General features: G+C 70.4%; 13 protein-coding genes. 9 read left to right on the forward strand and 4 right to left on the reverse strand.

Translation table 11 applies throughout. The features are described from left to right. Positions 1 to 46: 46 nt before the first annotated feature. The 3 genes from OHA73_RS41795 to OHA73_RS41805 form a co-directional block, all read right to left on the reverse strand. Positions 47 to 877: a hypothetical protein gene (locus OHA73_RS41795; RefSeq protein ID WP_327657923.1), complete on the reverse strand. Its 831-nt coding sequence runs from the start codon at positions 875 to 877 to the stop codon at positions 47 to 49. A 305-nt stretch (positions 878 to 1,182) separates the two neighbouring features. Further along, positions 1,183 to 2,466, reverse strand: coding sequence for an MFS transporter (locus OHA73_RS41800; protein ID WP_327657924.1), 1,284 nt, complete (start codon positions 2,464 to 2,466; stop codon positions 1,183 to 1,185). A gap of 124 nt (positions 2,467 to 2,590) precedes the next feature. Then, on the reverse strand, positions 2,591 to 3,475 hold the full coding sequence (locus OHA73_RS41805) for an EamA family transporter (RefSeq protein WP_327657925.1): 885 nt from the start codon (positions 3,473 to 3,475) through the stop codon (positions 2,591 to 2,593). A gap of 85 nt (positions 3,476 to 3,560) precedes the next feature. Here OHA73_RS41805 and OHA73_RS41810 point away from each other — a divergent pair, with 85 nt between their 5' ends. The 7 genes from OHA73_RS41810 to OHA73_RS41840 all read left to right on the forward strand — a co-directional run bounded on the left by OHA73_RS41810 (position 3,561) and on the right by OHA73_RS41840 (position 11,839). Beyond that, entirely contained in the window at positions 3,561 to 4,100 is a 540-nt protein-coding gene (locus OHA73_RS41810; RefSeq protein ID WP_327657926.1) for a CGNR zinc finger domain-containing protein, read from the forward strand. A 66-nt stretch (positions 4,101 to 4,166) separates the two neighbouring features. After that, positions 4,167 to 4,991, forward strand: a complete 825-nt coding sequence (locus OHA73_RS41815; RefSeq protein WP_266724226.1) for a DeoR/GlpR family DNA-binding transcription regulator — start codon at positions 4,167 to 4,169, stop codon at positions 4,989 to 4,991. A 183-nt stretch (positions 4,992 to 5,174) separates the two neighbouring features. Further along, positions 5,175 to 6,263 (forward strand): alcohol dehydrogenase catalytic domain-containing protein, encoded by a 1,089-nt coding sequence (locus tag OHA73_RS41820; protein WP_323187362.1) that lies wholly within the window; start codon positions 5,175 to 5,177, stop codon positions 6,261 to 6,263. Continuing rightward, on the forward strand, positions 6,260 to 7,594 hold the full coding sequence (locus tag OHA73_RS41825; protein ID WP_327657927.1) for an MFS transporter: 1,335 nt from the start codon (positions 6,260 to 6,262) through the stop codon (positions 7,592 to 7,594). Before OHA73_RS41820 ends, OHA73_RS41825 begins: the two co-directional genes overlap by 4 nt. A 58-nt stretch (positions 7,595 to 7,652) precedes the next feature. Next, complete coding sequence (locus tag OHA73_RS41830; protein ID WP_327657928.1) at positions 7,653 to 9,413, forward strand: dihydroxyacetone kinase family protein; 1,761 nt, start codon at positions 7,653 to 7,655, stop codon at positions 9,411 to 9,413. Continuing rightward, a complete protein-coding gene (locus OHA73_RS41835) occupies positions 9,410 to 9,913 on the forward strand; it encodes a ribose-5-phosphate isomerase (RefSeq protein WP_327657929.1) in 504 nt (167 codons plus the stop codon). Before OHA73_RS41830 ends, OHA73_RS41835 begins: the two co-directional genes overlap by 4 nt. 321 nt (positions 9,914 to 10,234) lie before the next feature. Further along, positions 10,235 to 11,839, forward strand: coding sequence for a peptide ABC transporter substrate-binding protein (locus OHA73_RS41840; RefSeq protein ID WP_327657930.1), 1,605 nt, complete (start codon positions 10,235 to 10,237; stop codon positions 11,837 to 11,839). A 33-nt stretch (positions 11,840 to 11,872) separates the two neighbouring features. Here the strand turns inward: OHA73_RS41840 and OHA73_RS41845 are convergent, their stop codons facing one another. Next, the gene (locus OHA73_RS41845) at positions 11,873 to 12,616 is read right to left on the reverse strand and encodes a FadR/GntR family transcriptional regulator (RefSeq protein ID WP_327657931.1); all 744 of its coding nucleotides are present in this window, start codon (positions 12,614 to 12,616) and stop codon (positions 11,873 to 11,875) included. Between the two features lie 351 nt (positions 12,617 to 12,967). Here OHA73_RS41845 and OHA73_RS41850 point away from each other — a divergent pair, with 351 nt between their 5' ends. Then, entirely contained in the window at positions 12,968 to 14,497 is a 1,530-nt protein-coding gene (locus OHA73_RS41850; RefSeq protein ID WP_327657932.1) for an AfsR/SARP family transcriptional regulator, read from the forward strand. A gap of 70 nt (positions 14,498 to 14,567) precedes the next feature. After that, positions 14,568 to 16,163: a peptide ABC transporter substrate-binding protein gene (locus tag OHA73_RS41855; RefSeq protein WP_327657933.1), complete on the forward strand. Its 1,596-nt coding sequence runs from the start codon at positions 14,568 to 14,570 to the stop codon at positions 16,161 to 16,163. Positions 16,164 to 16,169: the final 6 nt, after the last annotated feature.

Below are 16,169 nucleotides of genomic sequence, written 5' to 3' on the forward strand. Positions count from 1 at the left end.
GTGTGCTGTTGTGCTTGGTGCCTCGCGTGTTCTTGGTGGCTCGCGCCTAGAGCCGTTCCCCCGACTCCAGGTGCTCCAAGTCCTCTGCCTGCTCTACGTGTTCGATGACGGCCACCGCCTCGTCCCGGGCCTCGTCCAGCAGCAGCGGAGGTACGGGACCCGCGGCGAGACCGCGGCCCGGCTGCGGTGTGCCGTACTCCTCCCTGACGCGGTTCAGCCAGGTACGGCGCACCCGGACCACGCGGTAGCAGGGGGTGAGATTCGTTCCGGTCCAGTTCAGGCCCAGCCGGCTCGACGCGCTGAAGGTGCCCCGCCCCGCGAGGTCGACCAGCTGCAACGGCCCGGGACCGACCGCCCCTTCGAGCCGCAGCTCGGCGCTGGCGCCCGCCCGGTCGGCGATGAGCACGGTGCCGGCGCGGGCGGCGATGACATCGGAGACGACGAGCAGGTCCGGGTCCCAGTCACCCCGCCACAGTCGCCGCACCAGGGAATCGGCCAGCTCCGCGAGGTCCGCGAGGCCCGACTGGTCGAGACCGGTGTAGACGATCAGGGCGCTGTGCTCGTCCCGGAATTCCACCAGTGCCCCGGCCTCGGCCGCCGCCACCGTCGAGAACCCGTCCGCGGCGACCCCCGCGGCCTTGAAATGTACGGCGACCGTGCCCCCTGCGTCGTACGTGATGTCACCCGGAGCGCCCGCGGGCCGCGGCTTCGCCTCGATGCCCCGGTCCGCGAGGCTGCCCGCGGCGACCGAGCCGGTGCGGTGCAGCTTGCGCACCTCGCCGACCTCCACGCGCTCCGTCAACGGCCACGCCGACCACCAGCCGCGGTAGACGTCGCTGAGCGCCTTCCGGTACGCCTCGTATGAACCCTTGGCCATAGCCGCTCCCCCTTGCCCCCGTGAGAATGCGGCGCCCTTTTTGGAGGCTAGCAGCGGTTCCGTTCCCGGGCGCCGGGCCGAACGGCCCCTGCTTTCGGGGTGGTCAGAGCCCGGCGCGAGGAGCCAGGACCCCTCCGAACAGGGGCTCGCATCAGGGGTGTGACGGTGCCCCTGGAGCCCCGGGAGCTGCGGCTCGTACGGAGACGGCGGTACGCGGACGGGACGGGGGAGCGTAGCGCGAACCCGCCCGGCCAGGGCCGTCCTGGGGCCTGCCGTTTGGACCAGGCCCCGTGGCGTACGCCGGACTAACAGTCCGAGAGGGAGTCCCGCTTCGTGTCCGGAGTACCTGCCGCGCGGCGGGGCGACGGGGGAGTGGCCGACCGGCCACCGGGCCGGAGTGTCAGGGCCGCCGCGATCGCCGTCGCCACCGCCATCACGAGGAAGCCTGCGGAGAACGTGGCCACTTGGGCGGCGAGACCCAGCAGGAGCGAGCCGAGGCCGGTGCCCGCGTCGAAGCCGATGTTCCAGGCGACGGAGGTGGTGTGTCGGTGCTCCGTGCCCGCGCGGTTGAGCGCCTGCACGAGGGTGAGACTCTGCAGCCCTCCGTACGCCGCCCCCAACAGCAGGAGTCCACCAAGCAGGGCTGGGAGGACGGCAGGAGCGGAACGGACGGACCAGGCGACGAGGACGAGGCCGGCGCACGACGCAAGCAGCAGGCCGAAGTTGAGTGGCCGGGTGCTGATCCTGTCCGCCAGGACGCCGCAGCTCCAGCGGGTCACCGCCGCGGTCGCCGTGAAGGTGATCAGCGCCCCGGCGGCTGCCCCTGGTGTGCCGGCGAACTGCGGGGTGAAGGTCAGGATCGCGCCCCCGGCCACCGTCACGAGCAGCAACAGGGTCACCGGCATCAGGATGCGCCTCAGCGTGGCCCCCGTCGCCGTAGAGGGAGAAGGAGGGCCGGGAGCGGAGGGCCCGGGAGCAGGGGTGTCGGCGTTGGCGTCGAGGGCGCGTCCCAGGGCGGGAGTGAAGGGCAGGGCCAGCACGGGGAGGATGCCGCACGCGAGGATCGCGGGCAGGGCGAACGCCGCGACGAGGGCCGGCGCCGCCGGGGTCAGCACCAACTGGGGCAGCGCGATCGACAGGCCGTACACGCCGATGGCCGCGCCCTGACGGCCGCGCGGGGCCAGTGCCGCCACGGCGGTGGCACCGCACACGGTCATGATGCCGAAGCCCGCCCCGCGCAGCGCCGTGGTGGCCAGGATCGGCCACAGGTTGTCGCTGAGGGCCTGCAGAGGCGCGGGCAGACCGAGCAGCAGGGCGCCGAGGGCGAACGTGCGCGACCACCCCAGCTTGCGGAGCGTGGCCTTGACGCAGAGCTGGGAGGCGACCGTCATGGCGATCAGGACGGCGGTGACGAGTCCGGCGCCGAACTCGTCGGCCCCTCCGTCCAGGGCCCACTGCGGGGATACGGGCAGCAGCAGCGCGAACCCCGAGAAGCAGCAGAGCACCACCGTCATCAGGGGCGGGATGCCGGGCGACCGTATGACGGACGGTTTCGTTCCCTTGACGGACGGTCTCGTTCCTTCAGCCATGCAACTCAGTCCTCTTTTCCGTCGGGCTGGCGGGACAAGGATGAGCGTAGTTCTGCCGACGGACCTCGTGGTGGGTCAGGGTTCAAAGCATCTCGAGCATTACGTAGACGCAGCATCTCGATCTTCACGTAGACCCGGCGGATCGGGCGGCGCGACGCACCGACCACACACCGGCCAGGACGATCAACGCGGCCGCCCCGAGCTGGCGCCCCGTCAACTCCTCGTGCAGCAGCACGAAACCGATGCCGGCCGCCACGGCGGGGCTCAGCGCGAGCAGCACACCGAAGGCACGGGCGTCGATGCGCCGCAGCACCGTCATGTCCAGCGAGTACGGGATCAGCGAGGACAGCAGCGCCACAAGGAGCCCGGTGAACAGGACGGAAGGGTGGGCCGCCACCCGGTCGCCGTCGGTGACGGCGGTGACCGGGGTCAGCACGCAGGCGCCGACGGCGAGCGCCAGCGTCAGCCCCGTCCAGTCGGGGAACAGCCGCCCGACCCGCCGGCTCAGGACCACATACCCGGCCCGGCACACCGCGGCGGCGCCTCCCAGGAGGAGCCCGGCGGCGGGCAGCGAGGCGCCGGGCGCCGCCAGCAGCAGTACGCCCGCCAGGGCCAGCAACGCCACCACGAGATGCTCGATCCGGCGGGACAGGGCGATCGACAGGGCCAGCGGGCCGAGCAGTTCGAGTGTCGCGGCCACGCCGATCGGGAGCCGGCTGATGGCCTGGAAGTAGGCCAGATTCATGGCCGCGAGGACCAGGCCGAGCGCGACGGCCGCGCGCCACTGCGGGGCCGTGATCCCCCGCAGCCGCGGCCGGACGAGCAGCCACAGGACCACGGCGGCGAAGAACAGCCGCATACCGGCCAGCGCCGTGGGACCCGCGGACGCGTACGCCCCCTTGGCGACCGCGGACCCCACCTGGAGGCTGGCGATCTGGGCCAGCATCAGCACCGGCGCCGTCGCGGCTCCCCGCGACCGCGGTCGGGGATCCTCCACTGCCGCGCCCATCGGAGTCCTCCACACGTTCGGCACCGCCCTCCGGCCGCCGACGCGCGTCGGCACCGCTCGCCTCACACGGTGCTGTAATGCTCTTATGCACTTCAATCATTACGGCGGCGAGGCCGCCCGGCTGGCCGCCGACCTGGTCAACCTGACGGAGACACCACGCCCCGAGGACCTGGAGACACTGCTCGCCGCGCACGGCGTCGTGAACCGTGCACTCACCACCGCGCAGGCCGAGTCGACCTGGGACTGGAGCCGGCGCCTGGCCGTGTGTTTCGGGCGACAGGACCTCGAAGAGCGGTGCCACGCGGTCAACGAACTGCTCGCGGATGCCTCGAGCAGCCCCCGGATCTCCCTGCACGACGGGCAGCCCCACCTGCACTACAGCGCCATCGGCGCCGACCCGGCCGCACACATCCGCGCCGTCACCGCGGCCGGACTCGCCTACGTCATCTGCTCCGCCGACGCCGACCGCCTCGGCCGCTGCGCACGCCGGAGCTGCGCCCTGGCCTTCGTCGACACCTCCCGCAACGGCCGCCGCGCCTACTGCTCGGTGCGCTGCGCCAACAACGACGCCGTGGCCCGGCACCGCGATCGGGGTCGCGCATCACAAGACAGAACACATTCCTAACACGAGGGGTGTTGTGTTTGAGGGGTCCGCTGTTAGCTTGTCGGGCGACGGCAGGAAGGAAACGCTGTGAGCCCCGATGAAGTCCCCACGGGTTCAGCAGAGTTGCTGAACCCACAGGCGCGCCAGGAGCGCATCCGTGACCGGGTGCTCGAGCTGGGCTCGGCCCGCATCGAGGACCTGGCGCGCGAGCTGGGGGTCAGTGTGATGACGATCCACCGCGACCTGGACCGTCTCGCCGACGAGGGGTGGCTCCGCAAGACGCGCGGGGCGGCCACGGCCCAGCAGTCCGTGCTCTTCGAGAGCAACGTCCGCTACCGGACGACCCAGCAGGGCGAGGCCAAGAAGGCGCTGGCCGGCGCCGCCCTGGAGCACATCGACCGCGGTCAGGCGATCCTGCTGGACGACAGCACCACGTCCCTCGCCCTCGCCCGCGCGCTGCCCGAGAGCGGACCGCTCACCGTCATCACCAACTTCCTCGCCATCGTCAACGCCCTTGCGGGCCGCCCCGGCATCGAGCTGATCTCGCTCGGCGGCAGCTACGACCCGCACTACGACGCCTTCCAGGGCATGGCGACCTGCGACCACATCAAACCCCTGCGCGCCGACACCGTGTTCATCTCGACCTCGGCGGTTGCGGACGGCCACTGCTACCACCAGTCGCAGGAGGCGATCCTGGTCAAGCGGGCGCTCCTGGAGGCCGCCCAGCGCCGGATCCTGCTCGTCGACCACACCAAGTTCCGGAAACGGGCCCTGCACCGGGTCGCCCCGCTCAGCGATTTCGACCTCGTGATCGTCGACGACCGCATCTCCCGGGCCGAGTTGGAGGCGCTGCGCGAGGACGGCGTCACCGTGCAGGTCGCCGCCCTGCGGCCGGGACCGCCCGAGTCCTGAGCCACCCCGAACCACCGTGGCCCACCCCGAGCCACCGTGCTCCACCCAGAACCGCGGTGCTCCACCCCGAGCCACCGTGATCCCACCGGATCCACCCCCACGGATCCGTGTCCCCCAACCGCATCTCATCCGCGCAAGAGCCGACTGCCAATGGAGGTAGTAGTGATCAGTGTGCCGAAGCGAATGCAGGCCGTGGTAGTCCACGGGCCCGAGGACTATCGCCTCGAGGAAGTCGACGTCCCCACACCGGGTCCCGGCGAACTGCTGTTGCGGACCGAGGCGGTGGGGGTGTGCGCGAGCGACCTCAAGTGCTACCACGGCGCCCCCAAGTTCTGGGGCGACGAGAACCGCCCGGCATGGGCGCAGCGCGGCATCATCCCAGGTCACGAGTTCGTCGGCGTGGTGGTCGCGGGCGACGACGCCGCGCTTGCCGCCCAGCAGGTGAGCGTCGGTGACCGCATCGCGTGCGAGCAGATCGTGCCGTGCGAGGAGTGCCGCTACTGTCGGCGCGGTCAGTACTGGATGTGCGGCCCGCACGACATGTTCGGCTTCCGCAACCACCACGGCGCCATGGCGCAGTACATGGTGATTCCGCCGAAGGCCCGCGCCCACAAGGTCTCGCACGACCTCGCGCCGCACCACGCCGCGTACGCGGAGCCGCTGTCCTGCGCGCTGCACGCGGTGGAGCGCGCCGACATCCACTTCGAGGACGTCGTGGTGGTCGCCGGCTGCGGGCCGATCGGCCTGGGCCTCATCGCGGGCGCGCGGCAGAAGAACCCGCTCAAGATCATCGCGCTCGACCTGGACGACAACAAGCTCGAACTGGGCCGCCGTACGGGCGCCGACATCGTCCTCAACCCCGCCAAGGAAGACGTCGTCGCACGCGTCAAGGAGATGACCGACGGCTACGGCGCCGACGTCTACCTGGAGGGCACCGGCGCGACGCCCGCGGTCGCACAGGGCCTCAACCTGCTGCGCAAGCTGGGCACGTACGTCGAGTACTCGGTCTTCGGCTCGGACGTCACGGTCGACTGGTCGATCATCTCCGACGACAAGGAACTCGACGTCCGCGGCGCCCACTTGGGCCCGCACTGCTGGCCCGCGGCGATCCGCCTCCTGGAGGAGGGAAAGGTGCCGGTCGACGACATCTGCACCCACCAGTTCGGCCTGGCCGACTTCCAGAAGGCGCTCGACCTGGTCGCCGACACCTCCGGTGCCTCCGTGAAGGTGTCCATCCTGCCGAACGCCGAGTCCGACGCGGTGATCGCGTGACGGCGGCGGCCACCGGGGCCGTGAAGGCCCCCGAGACCCGGCTCGACCGCATGGGCATACCCCACTCGCTGCGCTGGGGCTTCGTCGCCGTCCTGGTCTTCATGACCGGCAACGGCACCGAGTCCAACTTCATCGCCCCGCACATCGAGCACGTCCTGGGCAGCACCACCGCGACGGCCAGCACCATCATCTCCATGTACGGCGTGTCCGTACTGGTCGGCAGCTACCTCTCCGGAGCCCTCACCGACCTGTGGGGCCCGCGGCGGGTCATGCTGCTCGGCACCGTGGTGTGGGTCGTGTTCGAGGCGCTGTTCCTGGCGGGCCTCGCCTCCGGCAGCATGCCCATGGTCTTCCTGACCTACTTCCTGCGTGGCTTCGGCTACCCGCTGTTCGCGTTCGCCTTCCTGGTGTGGGTGAACCTCGTATCACCGAAGGAGCGCAACGGCGCCGCGGTCGGCTGGTTCTACGTCATGTTCACCGGCGGACTGCCCACGCTGGGCTCGCTGTTCGCACTCGGCATGATCCCGGCGTTCGGCGGTTCGACCGGCGGCGAGACGGGCGCCATGGCGGCCTCGACGGCGCTGGTGGTGATCGGTTTCCTGATCGCCCGGTTCGCCGTCAAGGAGCCGCACGGATCGCAGCGGGTGGCCCCGGCCGACAAGTCGTCCTTCGAAGTCCTGTCTGCAGGAGTGCGCCTGACGGCACATCAGCCCAAGGTCCTTATGGGCTTCCTCGTGCGGCTCATCAACACCGCGCCCCAGTACGGCATGTTCATCATCCTGCCCGGAGTGATCGCGGACGACCGCGGCTGGGGACAGAGCCGCTGGCTCACCATGACCGTCCTCGTCTACGCGACGAACATCCTCGTCAACGCCCTGTTCGGCGCCATCGGCGACCGCTGGGGCTGGCGCCGCACCGTGCAGTGGTTCGGTGTGTTCGGCTCCTCCATCGGCCTGCTCGCCTGGTGGTACGTGCCGCAGATGGTGCCCGCCGGTTCCACCTGGGGCTTCTGGGTGTCCGTCGTCGCGGGCTGTGTGTTCGGCTGTCTGCTCGCCGGGTTCGTACCGATGGGCGCGATCATGCCGGCGCTCGTGCCGGCGGAGTTCAAGGGCGCGGCCATGGCCATGTACACCACGGCGGCCGGTGGTGCCTCGTTCCTCGGCTCCGCGGTGGTCGCGGCCGTGCTCTCCGTCGGCCTCGGCAACGCAGGAGTGGTGTGGGCGTTCGTCGTGCTGTACGGCGCGGCCTTCGTGATGGTCTCGTTCCTCAACGTGCGCCAGAGCGAGCCCAGTTCAGAGGAGGAGCAGGCCGGAGCCGTCATGGCCCGCTGACCTGCCCCCGACCGCGTACCGACGCGCGACGCACCGTAGTTGTTTTGGAGGTTCTCTCGTGACCAGACTCTTCGACGACCCGGCGAACTTCGCCGAGGACCAACTGGCCGGCTTTCTCGACCTGTACGCGGACCGGTTGCGCGGAGTGCCCGGAGGTGTCGTCGCGCACCGCGGCGAACAGCCACAGGTGGCGGTCGTCATCGGCGGCGGCTCGGGCCACTACCCGGCCTTCTGCGGAACGGTCGGACCGGGCATGGCCCACGGCGCGGTGGTGGGCAACGTCTTCACCTCGCCGTCGGCCACCCAGGTCTACTCGGTCGCGAAGGCCGCCGACCAGGGAAGGGGAGTGATCCTCAGCTTCGGCAACTACGCCGGGGACGTGCTCAACTTCCGGATCGCCGCGGAGCGTCTCAACGCCGAGGGCATCGACACCCGGATCGTGATCGTCACCGACGATGTGGCGTCGGCCGAGGAAGAGTGCAAGCGCCGAGGCATCGCGGGTGACTTCACGGTCTTCAAGGTGATGGGCGCGGCGGCGGCAGAGGGCCTCGACCTCGACGAGGTGGAACGCCTCGGCCGCGCCGCCAACGCCGCGACGCGCAGCCTGGGCGTGGCCTTCTCCGGCTGTACGCTGCCGGGCGCGGGGGAGCCGCTCTTCGAGGTACCCGAGGGACACCTGGGCCTCGGCCTCGGCATCCACGGCGAGCCCGGCATCGAGGACGTACCGATGCTGAAGGCCGACGAGTTGGCGGCGCTCCTCGTGGAACGCGTCCTCCAGGAGGCACCCGCCTCCTCGAGCCGCCGAGTGGGCGCGATCCTGAACGGCCTCGGCGCCACCAAGTACGAGGAGCTCTTCCTGCTCTGGGGCCGGGTGTCCGCGCGACTGCGGGAGCGCGGGATCGAGATCGTCGACCCCGAGGCGGGCGAGCTGGTGACCAGCCTCGACATGGGTGGCTGCTCGCTCACCCTGATGTGGCTGGACGAGGACCTCGAGCCGCGCTGGCGCGCCGACGCCTACACCCCGGCGTACCGCAAGGCACGCGCACCGCTGACCGGCCTGCACGCCGCCGACGCGAACGGCGGCGCGGCGGCCGTCACCGAAATCCCCGAATCATCCCCCGCAGCAAGGGAGTTGGCGGACGACATACGCACGGCCCTCTCCGCCATCCACCGCACGATGGTGGACAACGAGGAGGAACTGGGCCGCATCGACGCGGTCGCCGGAGACGGCGACCACGGCCGCGGAATGGTCCGGGGCGCCCGGTTCGCCTCGGAGCGGGCCGAGCAGGCTAGCCGGGAGGCCGGCGCCGGATGGCTGCTGCGACAGGCGGGCCAGTCCTGGGCCGAGTACGCGGGCGGCACCTCGGGTGTGCTCTGGGGCGCGGCACTGGAGGCGTTCGGACGCTCACTGGACGACGGGGCGGAGTCCTACACGGCCGCCGATGTCGCCACGGGCGTACGGGCGTTCGCCGACGCGATCGGCGACCTGGGCCGGGCGGCACCGGGCGACAAGACCATGCTCGACGCCCTGCTCCCGTTCGCCGACACACTGCAAGAGGCAACGGACTCCGGCGTCGACCCGGCCGAGGCCTGGCGCGCGGCGGCGGAGGCGGCGACCCACGCCGCCGAGGCGACGAAGGACCTGCGCCCCAAGATCGGCAGGGCCCGACCGCTCGCGGAGCGCAGCCTGGGCACACCCGACGCGGGAGCGACCTCGCTGGCCCTGATCGTGACGGCGCTGGCCAAGCCGCCGCACGCACAGGGCCGGACACACGATCAGACACACGAACAGAACCGACAGGGAGTGACAACGGCATGACGGACCGGCTGCGTCTGGTCGTCGGCTGCGACGACGCCGGCTTCGAGTACAAGGAGCGCATCAAGGCCGACCTCCAGGCCGACCCGCGCGTCTCCGAGGTACTCGACGTCGGCGTGGAGGCCGACGGCACGACCGCCTACCCGCACATCGGCGTGGCCGCGGCCCGCCTCGTCGCCGAGGACCGCGCCGACCGTGCCCTGCTCATCTGCGGCACGGGCCTCGGCGTGGCGATCTCCGCGAACAAGGTGCCAGGCATCCGCGCGGTGACCGCCCACGACGTGTACTCCGTGGAACGCTCGGTGAAGAGCAACAACGCGCAGGTGCTGTGCATGGGCCAGCGCGTGGTCGGCCTCGAACTGGCCCGCAAACTCACCTCCGAGTGGCTGGAACACCGCTTCGACCCGGCCAGCTCCTCGGCGGAGAAGGTGGCGGCACTGAGCCGATATGAGGCGGATCCCGGCGGGGCGGCTCCGGAGGGGGTGGGGTTCACGGAGTGCTGAGGAGGGACGGCGATGGACGCCGAATGGACGTCCTCACGCGTCCCGCGTCACGCGCGTAATCCGCTCCTCCGCCGCAGAGTTGACGGTGCGTGACACCAAGCCGCCCATCGATGCCCTTGGATGCCCCCTCCCATCCGAGACGTCGGAAATCTTCCTCGCGGACAGTCGCCGAACACGGGACATGCCGCCGCGGGACGCCGGACGCGGAGGCGTCCGGCGTCCTTGACGTGCGATCGGACGCCTCTCTACCGTCGCCGCCCGTTCACCAGATGTCGACGTGGCGGGGGCCCGGGCCCGTTCCGTCACCCGCGAGGAGCTTCGATGAGACGAACACGCAGCGTCGGTGGTGCGGTGGCGGCCGCGGCTCTGACACTCTCCCTGGCTGCCTGTTCGGGCGGCTCCGGAGGCTCGGACAGCTCGGGCGGCGGAGCCGGAGGCAAGCACCTCACCATCGGCACCGCCGCGGAGGTGCCGCACCTGATCCCGCAGAACGATCTCGGCGCGACCGGGATCCAGATCGAGTCCGCGCTGTGGGCGCCGCTCACACAGGTCGATCCGAAGGACGGCCACCTGCGCAATGTGGTCGCCGACTCGATCAAGTCCAAGGACGCCAGGACCTGGACCATCAAGATCAAGCCCGGCTGGACCTTCACCAACGGCGAGAAGCTCACCGCGAAGTCCTTCGTGGACACGTGGAACTACACCGCGTACGGGCCGAACGGCTTCGCCAACAACGGCTTCTTCCAGCGGGTCGAGGGCTACGAGGCGCTCAACCCGGCGAAGGGGAAGCCGAAGCGGGACACGCTCTCCGGCCTGAAGGTCATCGACGATCTCACGTTCCAGGTGAAGCTGAAGCAGCCGTTCTCGCCCTACCCCACGACCCTCAGCTATCTCGGTGCCACGGCGCTCGCCTCCGAAGCCCTGAAGGACCCGGAGAAGTACACCCACAAGCCGATCGGCTACGGGGCGTACAAGCTGGACGGCGCCTGGAAGCCCGGGCAGCCGGTCAATTTGGTGCGCAACAAGGGCTACAAGGGCGGGGACGCTCCCGACGCCGAGTCGATCAGCTTCCGGTTCTTCGCCAACCCGGAGACCGGCTACAACGAGTTTCTCGCCGGGAACCTCGACTTCGCGCCGCTGCCGACATCCAAGATGGACACGTACAAGCAGGAGGCCGCGGGCCGGTATCTGCAGGCCAAGGCGGCCAACAGCACGGGTTATCTGGTCCTGCACGTCAACGTGAAGCCGTACGACAACCTCAAGGTGCGCCGGGCCCTGTCGCTCGCCCTGGACCGCGCCGCGCTCGCCAAGGTGAAGCCCGGCAGCGTCCCGTCGAAGTCCTTCACACCGCCGAGCATCGCGGGCCACCGCGACGACACCTGTGGTGACTGCAAGCTGGACGTGGCCAAGGCGAAGAAGCTGCTGAGCGAGGCGGGCGGATTCCCCGGCGCGCTGAAGATCTACTACTCCACCGACGATTCCGGCAGCCAGGTCTACGCGGAGGCGATCGGCAACATGTGGCGCCAGAAGCTCGGAATCAAGGTCAAGTACGACGGCCAGCCGGGTAGCGAGATCGGCAAGCTGGACGAAGCCGGCAAGCTCGACGGCGTCCGCATGCAGGGCTGGGGCCACGACTACCCGTCGATCGAGGACTACCTCACCCCGGTCTTCGCCTCCTACGGTGATGTCAACACCGGCAAGTACGACAACCCCGAGGTCGACAAGGCGCTGCAGAAGGCGAACGGCATCGCCGACCAGCAGCGGGCGATCAAGGCGTACCAGAAGGTGGAGGACATGGCCGCCGCGGACATGCCGATCATCCCGCTGTCCGTCGTCAGCCCCATCTACCTGCACGCCAAGGGTGTCGAACCGCTCAACTCCCCTTACGCGGGCGTCGATCCGATCCGGTCCACCCTCACGCGCTGACCGCCATAAGGCCCGCACCGGCCCCGCGCCACCTCACGCCGGCCCCGTACCGTCCCGCGTCGCGGCCGGTGCGGGGCCGGCTTCGCCGTCGGGCCCGCCGACCGCCGGCATCAGTTCGCGCAGCCAGTGTTCGGCCTGGGCCACATGCGTGTGGGCCGCGCAGGTCGCCGCCGCCGGATCGCGGTCGGAGATCGCCCGGGCCAGCTCGCGGTGCCCCTCGTCGCTGCGGCGTCGCAGGTGCCGGCCCTCGGGCAAGGTGAAGATCTGGTACTTGCGGGAACGGGAGCGGAAGACCGAGATCAGCGCGGCGAGCGTCGGGTTCCCGCCGATCCGCGCGATCTCGCAGTGGAAGTCGTGGTCGAGCGCCGAGGCCTTGTCGGGATCGTCCGTCAACTCCATCGCATCGACAAGGCCGTTGAGAATCCGCACGTCGTCCTCGGTGCGGCGCGCCGCCGCACGCGCCGCGGCGTGACCCTCGAGCAGCCGCCGGATCTCGTACATCTCGAGCAGCCCTGCCAGCGGCAGCAGATCCACCGTGAGTGACAGGCTGCCGATCAGATCCTGGGGTCGAAGGCCGGAGACGTAGGTGCCGGAGCCGTGCCGCGGCTCGATCACGCCCAGGGCCGCGAGCATGCGCACGGCCTCGCGCAACGAGCCGCGGGACACCCCCAGTTCGGCGCACAGGTCGGCCTCGGCGGGTATCCGATCGCCGGGTCCCAGACGCTCCGTGGCGATCATGTGGCGCAGTCCGTGGAACGCCTTCTCCACTGCCGACATCGGTTTTCCTCCCCCTGAGGTCCGGCGCGGTCCGCCGAGTATCCAGTGCGGCGCCGACGTTCGGAGCACTGTAGCCAGCCGGTGAGTCATCGTATGACTTCAACTCCTGGCCATGGGCGGCATATTGAATGCCGAGCAAGAGGGGTTGTGTCGGTGGCGGGCACCTGCCAAGATTCCCGCATTCATCAGATGACTCCTTGGTCACGAGTGAGTCGGGAGTGATGACGCACGCGGTGATCCGCTGCCCTGAGGGCGGTCGGAGCGCCGTGTCCCACCGGTTCCGTCGCCAGTGCCGTCCGAGGCGCCGGTGCGAGGCGCCGCGCCTGTCCGGAAGCAGGGAGGGAGTAGGGCATGGAAACGCTTGGTACCGGATGGCGGGACGTCGTGCGCTACGAGGTCCTCGGGCCGGTCCGTGCGCTGCGTGCGGGTACCGGGCTCCGTCTCGGTACACCTCAACAACTCGCTCTCCTATCCGTGCTGTTGCTGCACGGCGGCCGACCGGTGGAACGGCACGAGTTGGTGGCCGCCCTGTGGGGCGAGCGCCCCCCGGCCGGCGCCAACGGACTCCTGGCGACCTACGCGGCCCGCCTGCGCAAGGTCCTCGAACCCGACCGCCCGCGCCGCACCTCACCCCGCGTCCTCGTCACCCGCAACACCGCGTACGGGCTCGAACTCGGCCGCGACGACCTCGACCTGTGGTGCTTCGAGGACGCCGTGGCCGGGGCCCGCAGCGCCCGCCGCAACCGCGATCTTGACGCCGCCCGTTCCGGATACGAGCGAGCGCTGGCCGTATGGACGGGCGAGGAGGCCCTGGCAGGGGTGATCGCCCCGTTCGTCGAGGTGGAACGCCTACGGCTCGCCGAACTTCGGCTTGCCGCGCGGCTCGAACACGCCGAAGTACTCCTGGAGTTCGGTGCGTCCGAGGAACCGGTCGAGGTGCTGAGACCCCTGTCCCGCGCCCACCCGCACCACGAGCGGCTGCACGCCCTGCTGATGCTCTCCCTCCACCGGGGCGGTCGGACGGGGGAGGCGCTGGAGGTCTACCAGGAAATCCGGCGGGCCCTGCTCGGCGAGTTCGGTGTGCCGCCGGGCCCGCGCCTGGCCCGTATCCACGAGCGGATCCACGCCGCGGACCCCTGGCTGCTGCCCCGCGCCGCCGGCACACCCCTCATTCCCGCCCAACTGCCGCGCGACATCGCCGACTTCTCCGGACGTGCGTCTGAACTGGGCCGACTGCGTCACCTGCTGGCCGCACCGCACGGCGTCGTGGCGGGCCCCAGTGTCCTGGTCACGGGGCCACCCGGCGTCGGCAAGTCGGCCCTCGCCGTGCACGCGGCCCATCAGGTCGCACCCTGCTTCCCGGACGGCCAGCTGTACGCGGAGCTCGGTGGTGCCACCGGGAGCCCGGCCGAACCCGCCGACGTGCTGGGCCGGCTCCTGACCGACCTCGGCGTACCTGCCGCGGAGCTGCCCGACGGTGCCGCACACCGCGCGGCCCGCTTCCGTACCCTCACCGCGCGCCGTCGCCTGCTGCTCCTGCTCGACGACGCCCATGACGAGGCGCAGGTGCGGCAGTTGCTGCCGGGCGGTCCTGGCTGTGCGGTGCTGGTCACCAGCCGGTCCCGCCTCGCCACGCTGCCCGGACGGTCGGCCGTGCCGCTGTCCTATCTGCGCGAAGAGGAGTCGCTGCGCATGCTGACCCGGGTGGCCGGCGCCGACCGGGTTGCCGCGCAGCCCGCCGCGGCCCGCACCCTGGCCCGCGTCTGCGCGGGTCGGCCGCTGGCCGTCCGGGCGTTGGGTGCGCGGATCGCCGACGCGGACGCGGCCGAACTCCCGTTACTGGCCGACCGGTTGGCTTCACCCGGCTCGCGCGCCGGCTGACTCCCCGTCGGTCCTCGTCGCCGAGCATCACCCGCAGTCCACACACCCCCGAGACACCAAGGAGAAGCGCATGCGTCGATCCCGTCATGCGGCCCACGCCGTCACCGCCCTCGCGGTGGCCGTCGCCGCCACTGCCTGCTCGTCCGGGAGCGGTTCCGACGACGGCGCCTCGGGCGGCAAGAAGTCCGTCGTCGTCGCGACGAAGAACGAGATACCCGCCATCAACCCGGCCAAGGACAACAGCTCCACCAGCATCCAGCTCGCCTGGGCCATGTGGGCTCCGCTCACCGACCTCGACCAGAAGACCGGCAAGTTGAAGTACGTGGTGGCCGACTCGGTCACCTCCAAGGACGCCAGAACCTGGACCATCAAGCTCAAACCGGGGTGGACCTTCACCAACGGCGAGAAGCTGACCGCCAAGGCGTTCGTCGACACCTGGAACTACACGGCCTACGCGCCCCACGGCTACAAGAACAACGGATTCTTCAGCCGCATCAACGGCTACGACGACCTCAACCCGGCGAGTGGCAAGCCCAAGAAGACAACGATGTCGGGCCTGAAGGTGATCAATGACCTCACCTTCCGGGTCACGCTCGACAAGGCCTTCTCCCCGTACCCGACGACGCTGATGTACTACGGATCCGTCGCGCTCGCCCCCGAGGTGCTCAAGGACCCCGACGCCTACGACCACAAGCCGATCGGCTACGGGCCGTACAAGCTCAAGTCCCAGTGGAAGGCCGGACAGCCGGTCGACATGGTTCGCAACAAGAAGTACCCGCTCAAGGGCCCGGAAGCGGACCAGCTCACCTATCGGCTCTTCTCCAACCCGGAGACCGCCTACAACGAGTTCCTCGCGGGCAGCGTGGACTACACCATCGTCCCCGACACCAAGAGCGACACCTACAAGAAGGACGCCCCTGGCAAGGGCGCCGTGTCCAAGGCCGCGGTCAACATGACCTACCTCGCCCCGCCGGTCAACTCCGGCCCCTACAAGGACCCGAAGGTGCGCCGCGCCCTGTCGCTCGCCCTGGACCGCAAGGCGCTCACCAAGCTGCGCGCGGGATCCTTCCCCGCCACCTCGTTCACCGCGCCCTCGCTGCCCGGACACCGCGAAAACACCTGTGACGCCTGCACGTTGGACGTCGCCAAGGCCAAGGCGCTCCTGAAGCAGGCGGGCGGCTTCCCGGGCACGCTGAAGATGTACTACAACAGCGACGACCCCGGGCAGCGTGTCTTCGCCGAGGCGCTGGGCAACATGTGGCGGCAGAACCTCGGCATCAAGGTCGCCTACGTCGGCAAGCCCGCCCTCGACCTCAGCGGCCTGTTCAGCAAGGGCAAGGTCGACGGGATGTACCTGGCCGGCTGGGGCCACGACTACCCGTCCGTCGAGGACTGGCTCACTCCCATCGCCGGCAGCCACGGCGACGTGAACGGCGCCCGCTACAGCAACCCCGCCCTCGACAAGCTGATCGACGAGGGCAACGCGCTCGCGGACCCGGCCGCCGCCATCAAGAAGTACCAGGCCGCAGAGGACCTCGAGGCCGAGCAGATGCCCATGATCCCGCTGTACCACAAGCCGGACGCCTATCTGCACTCGCCCGGGGTCGATCCGCTGGACTCCCCGTACGCCGGGCTCAACCCGGTCTGGTCGACCGTCTCCCGCTGAACCACC

This window comes from Streptomyces sp. NBC_00483 (genome assembly GCF_036013745.1).
GTDB lineage: Bacteria > Actinomycetota > Actinomycetes > Streptomycetales > Streptomycetaceae > Streptomyces.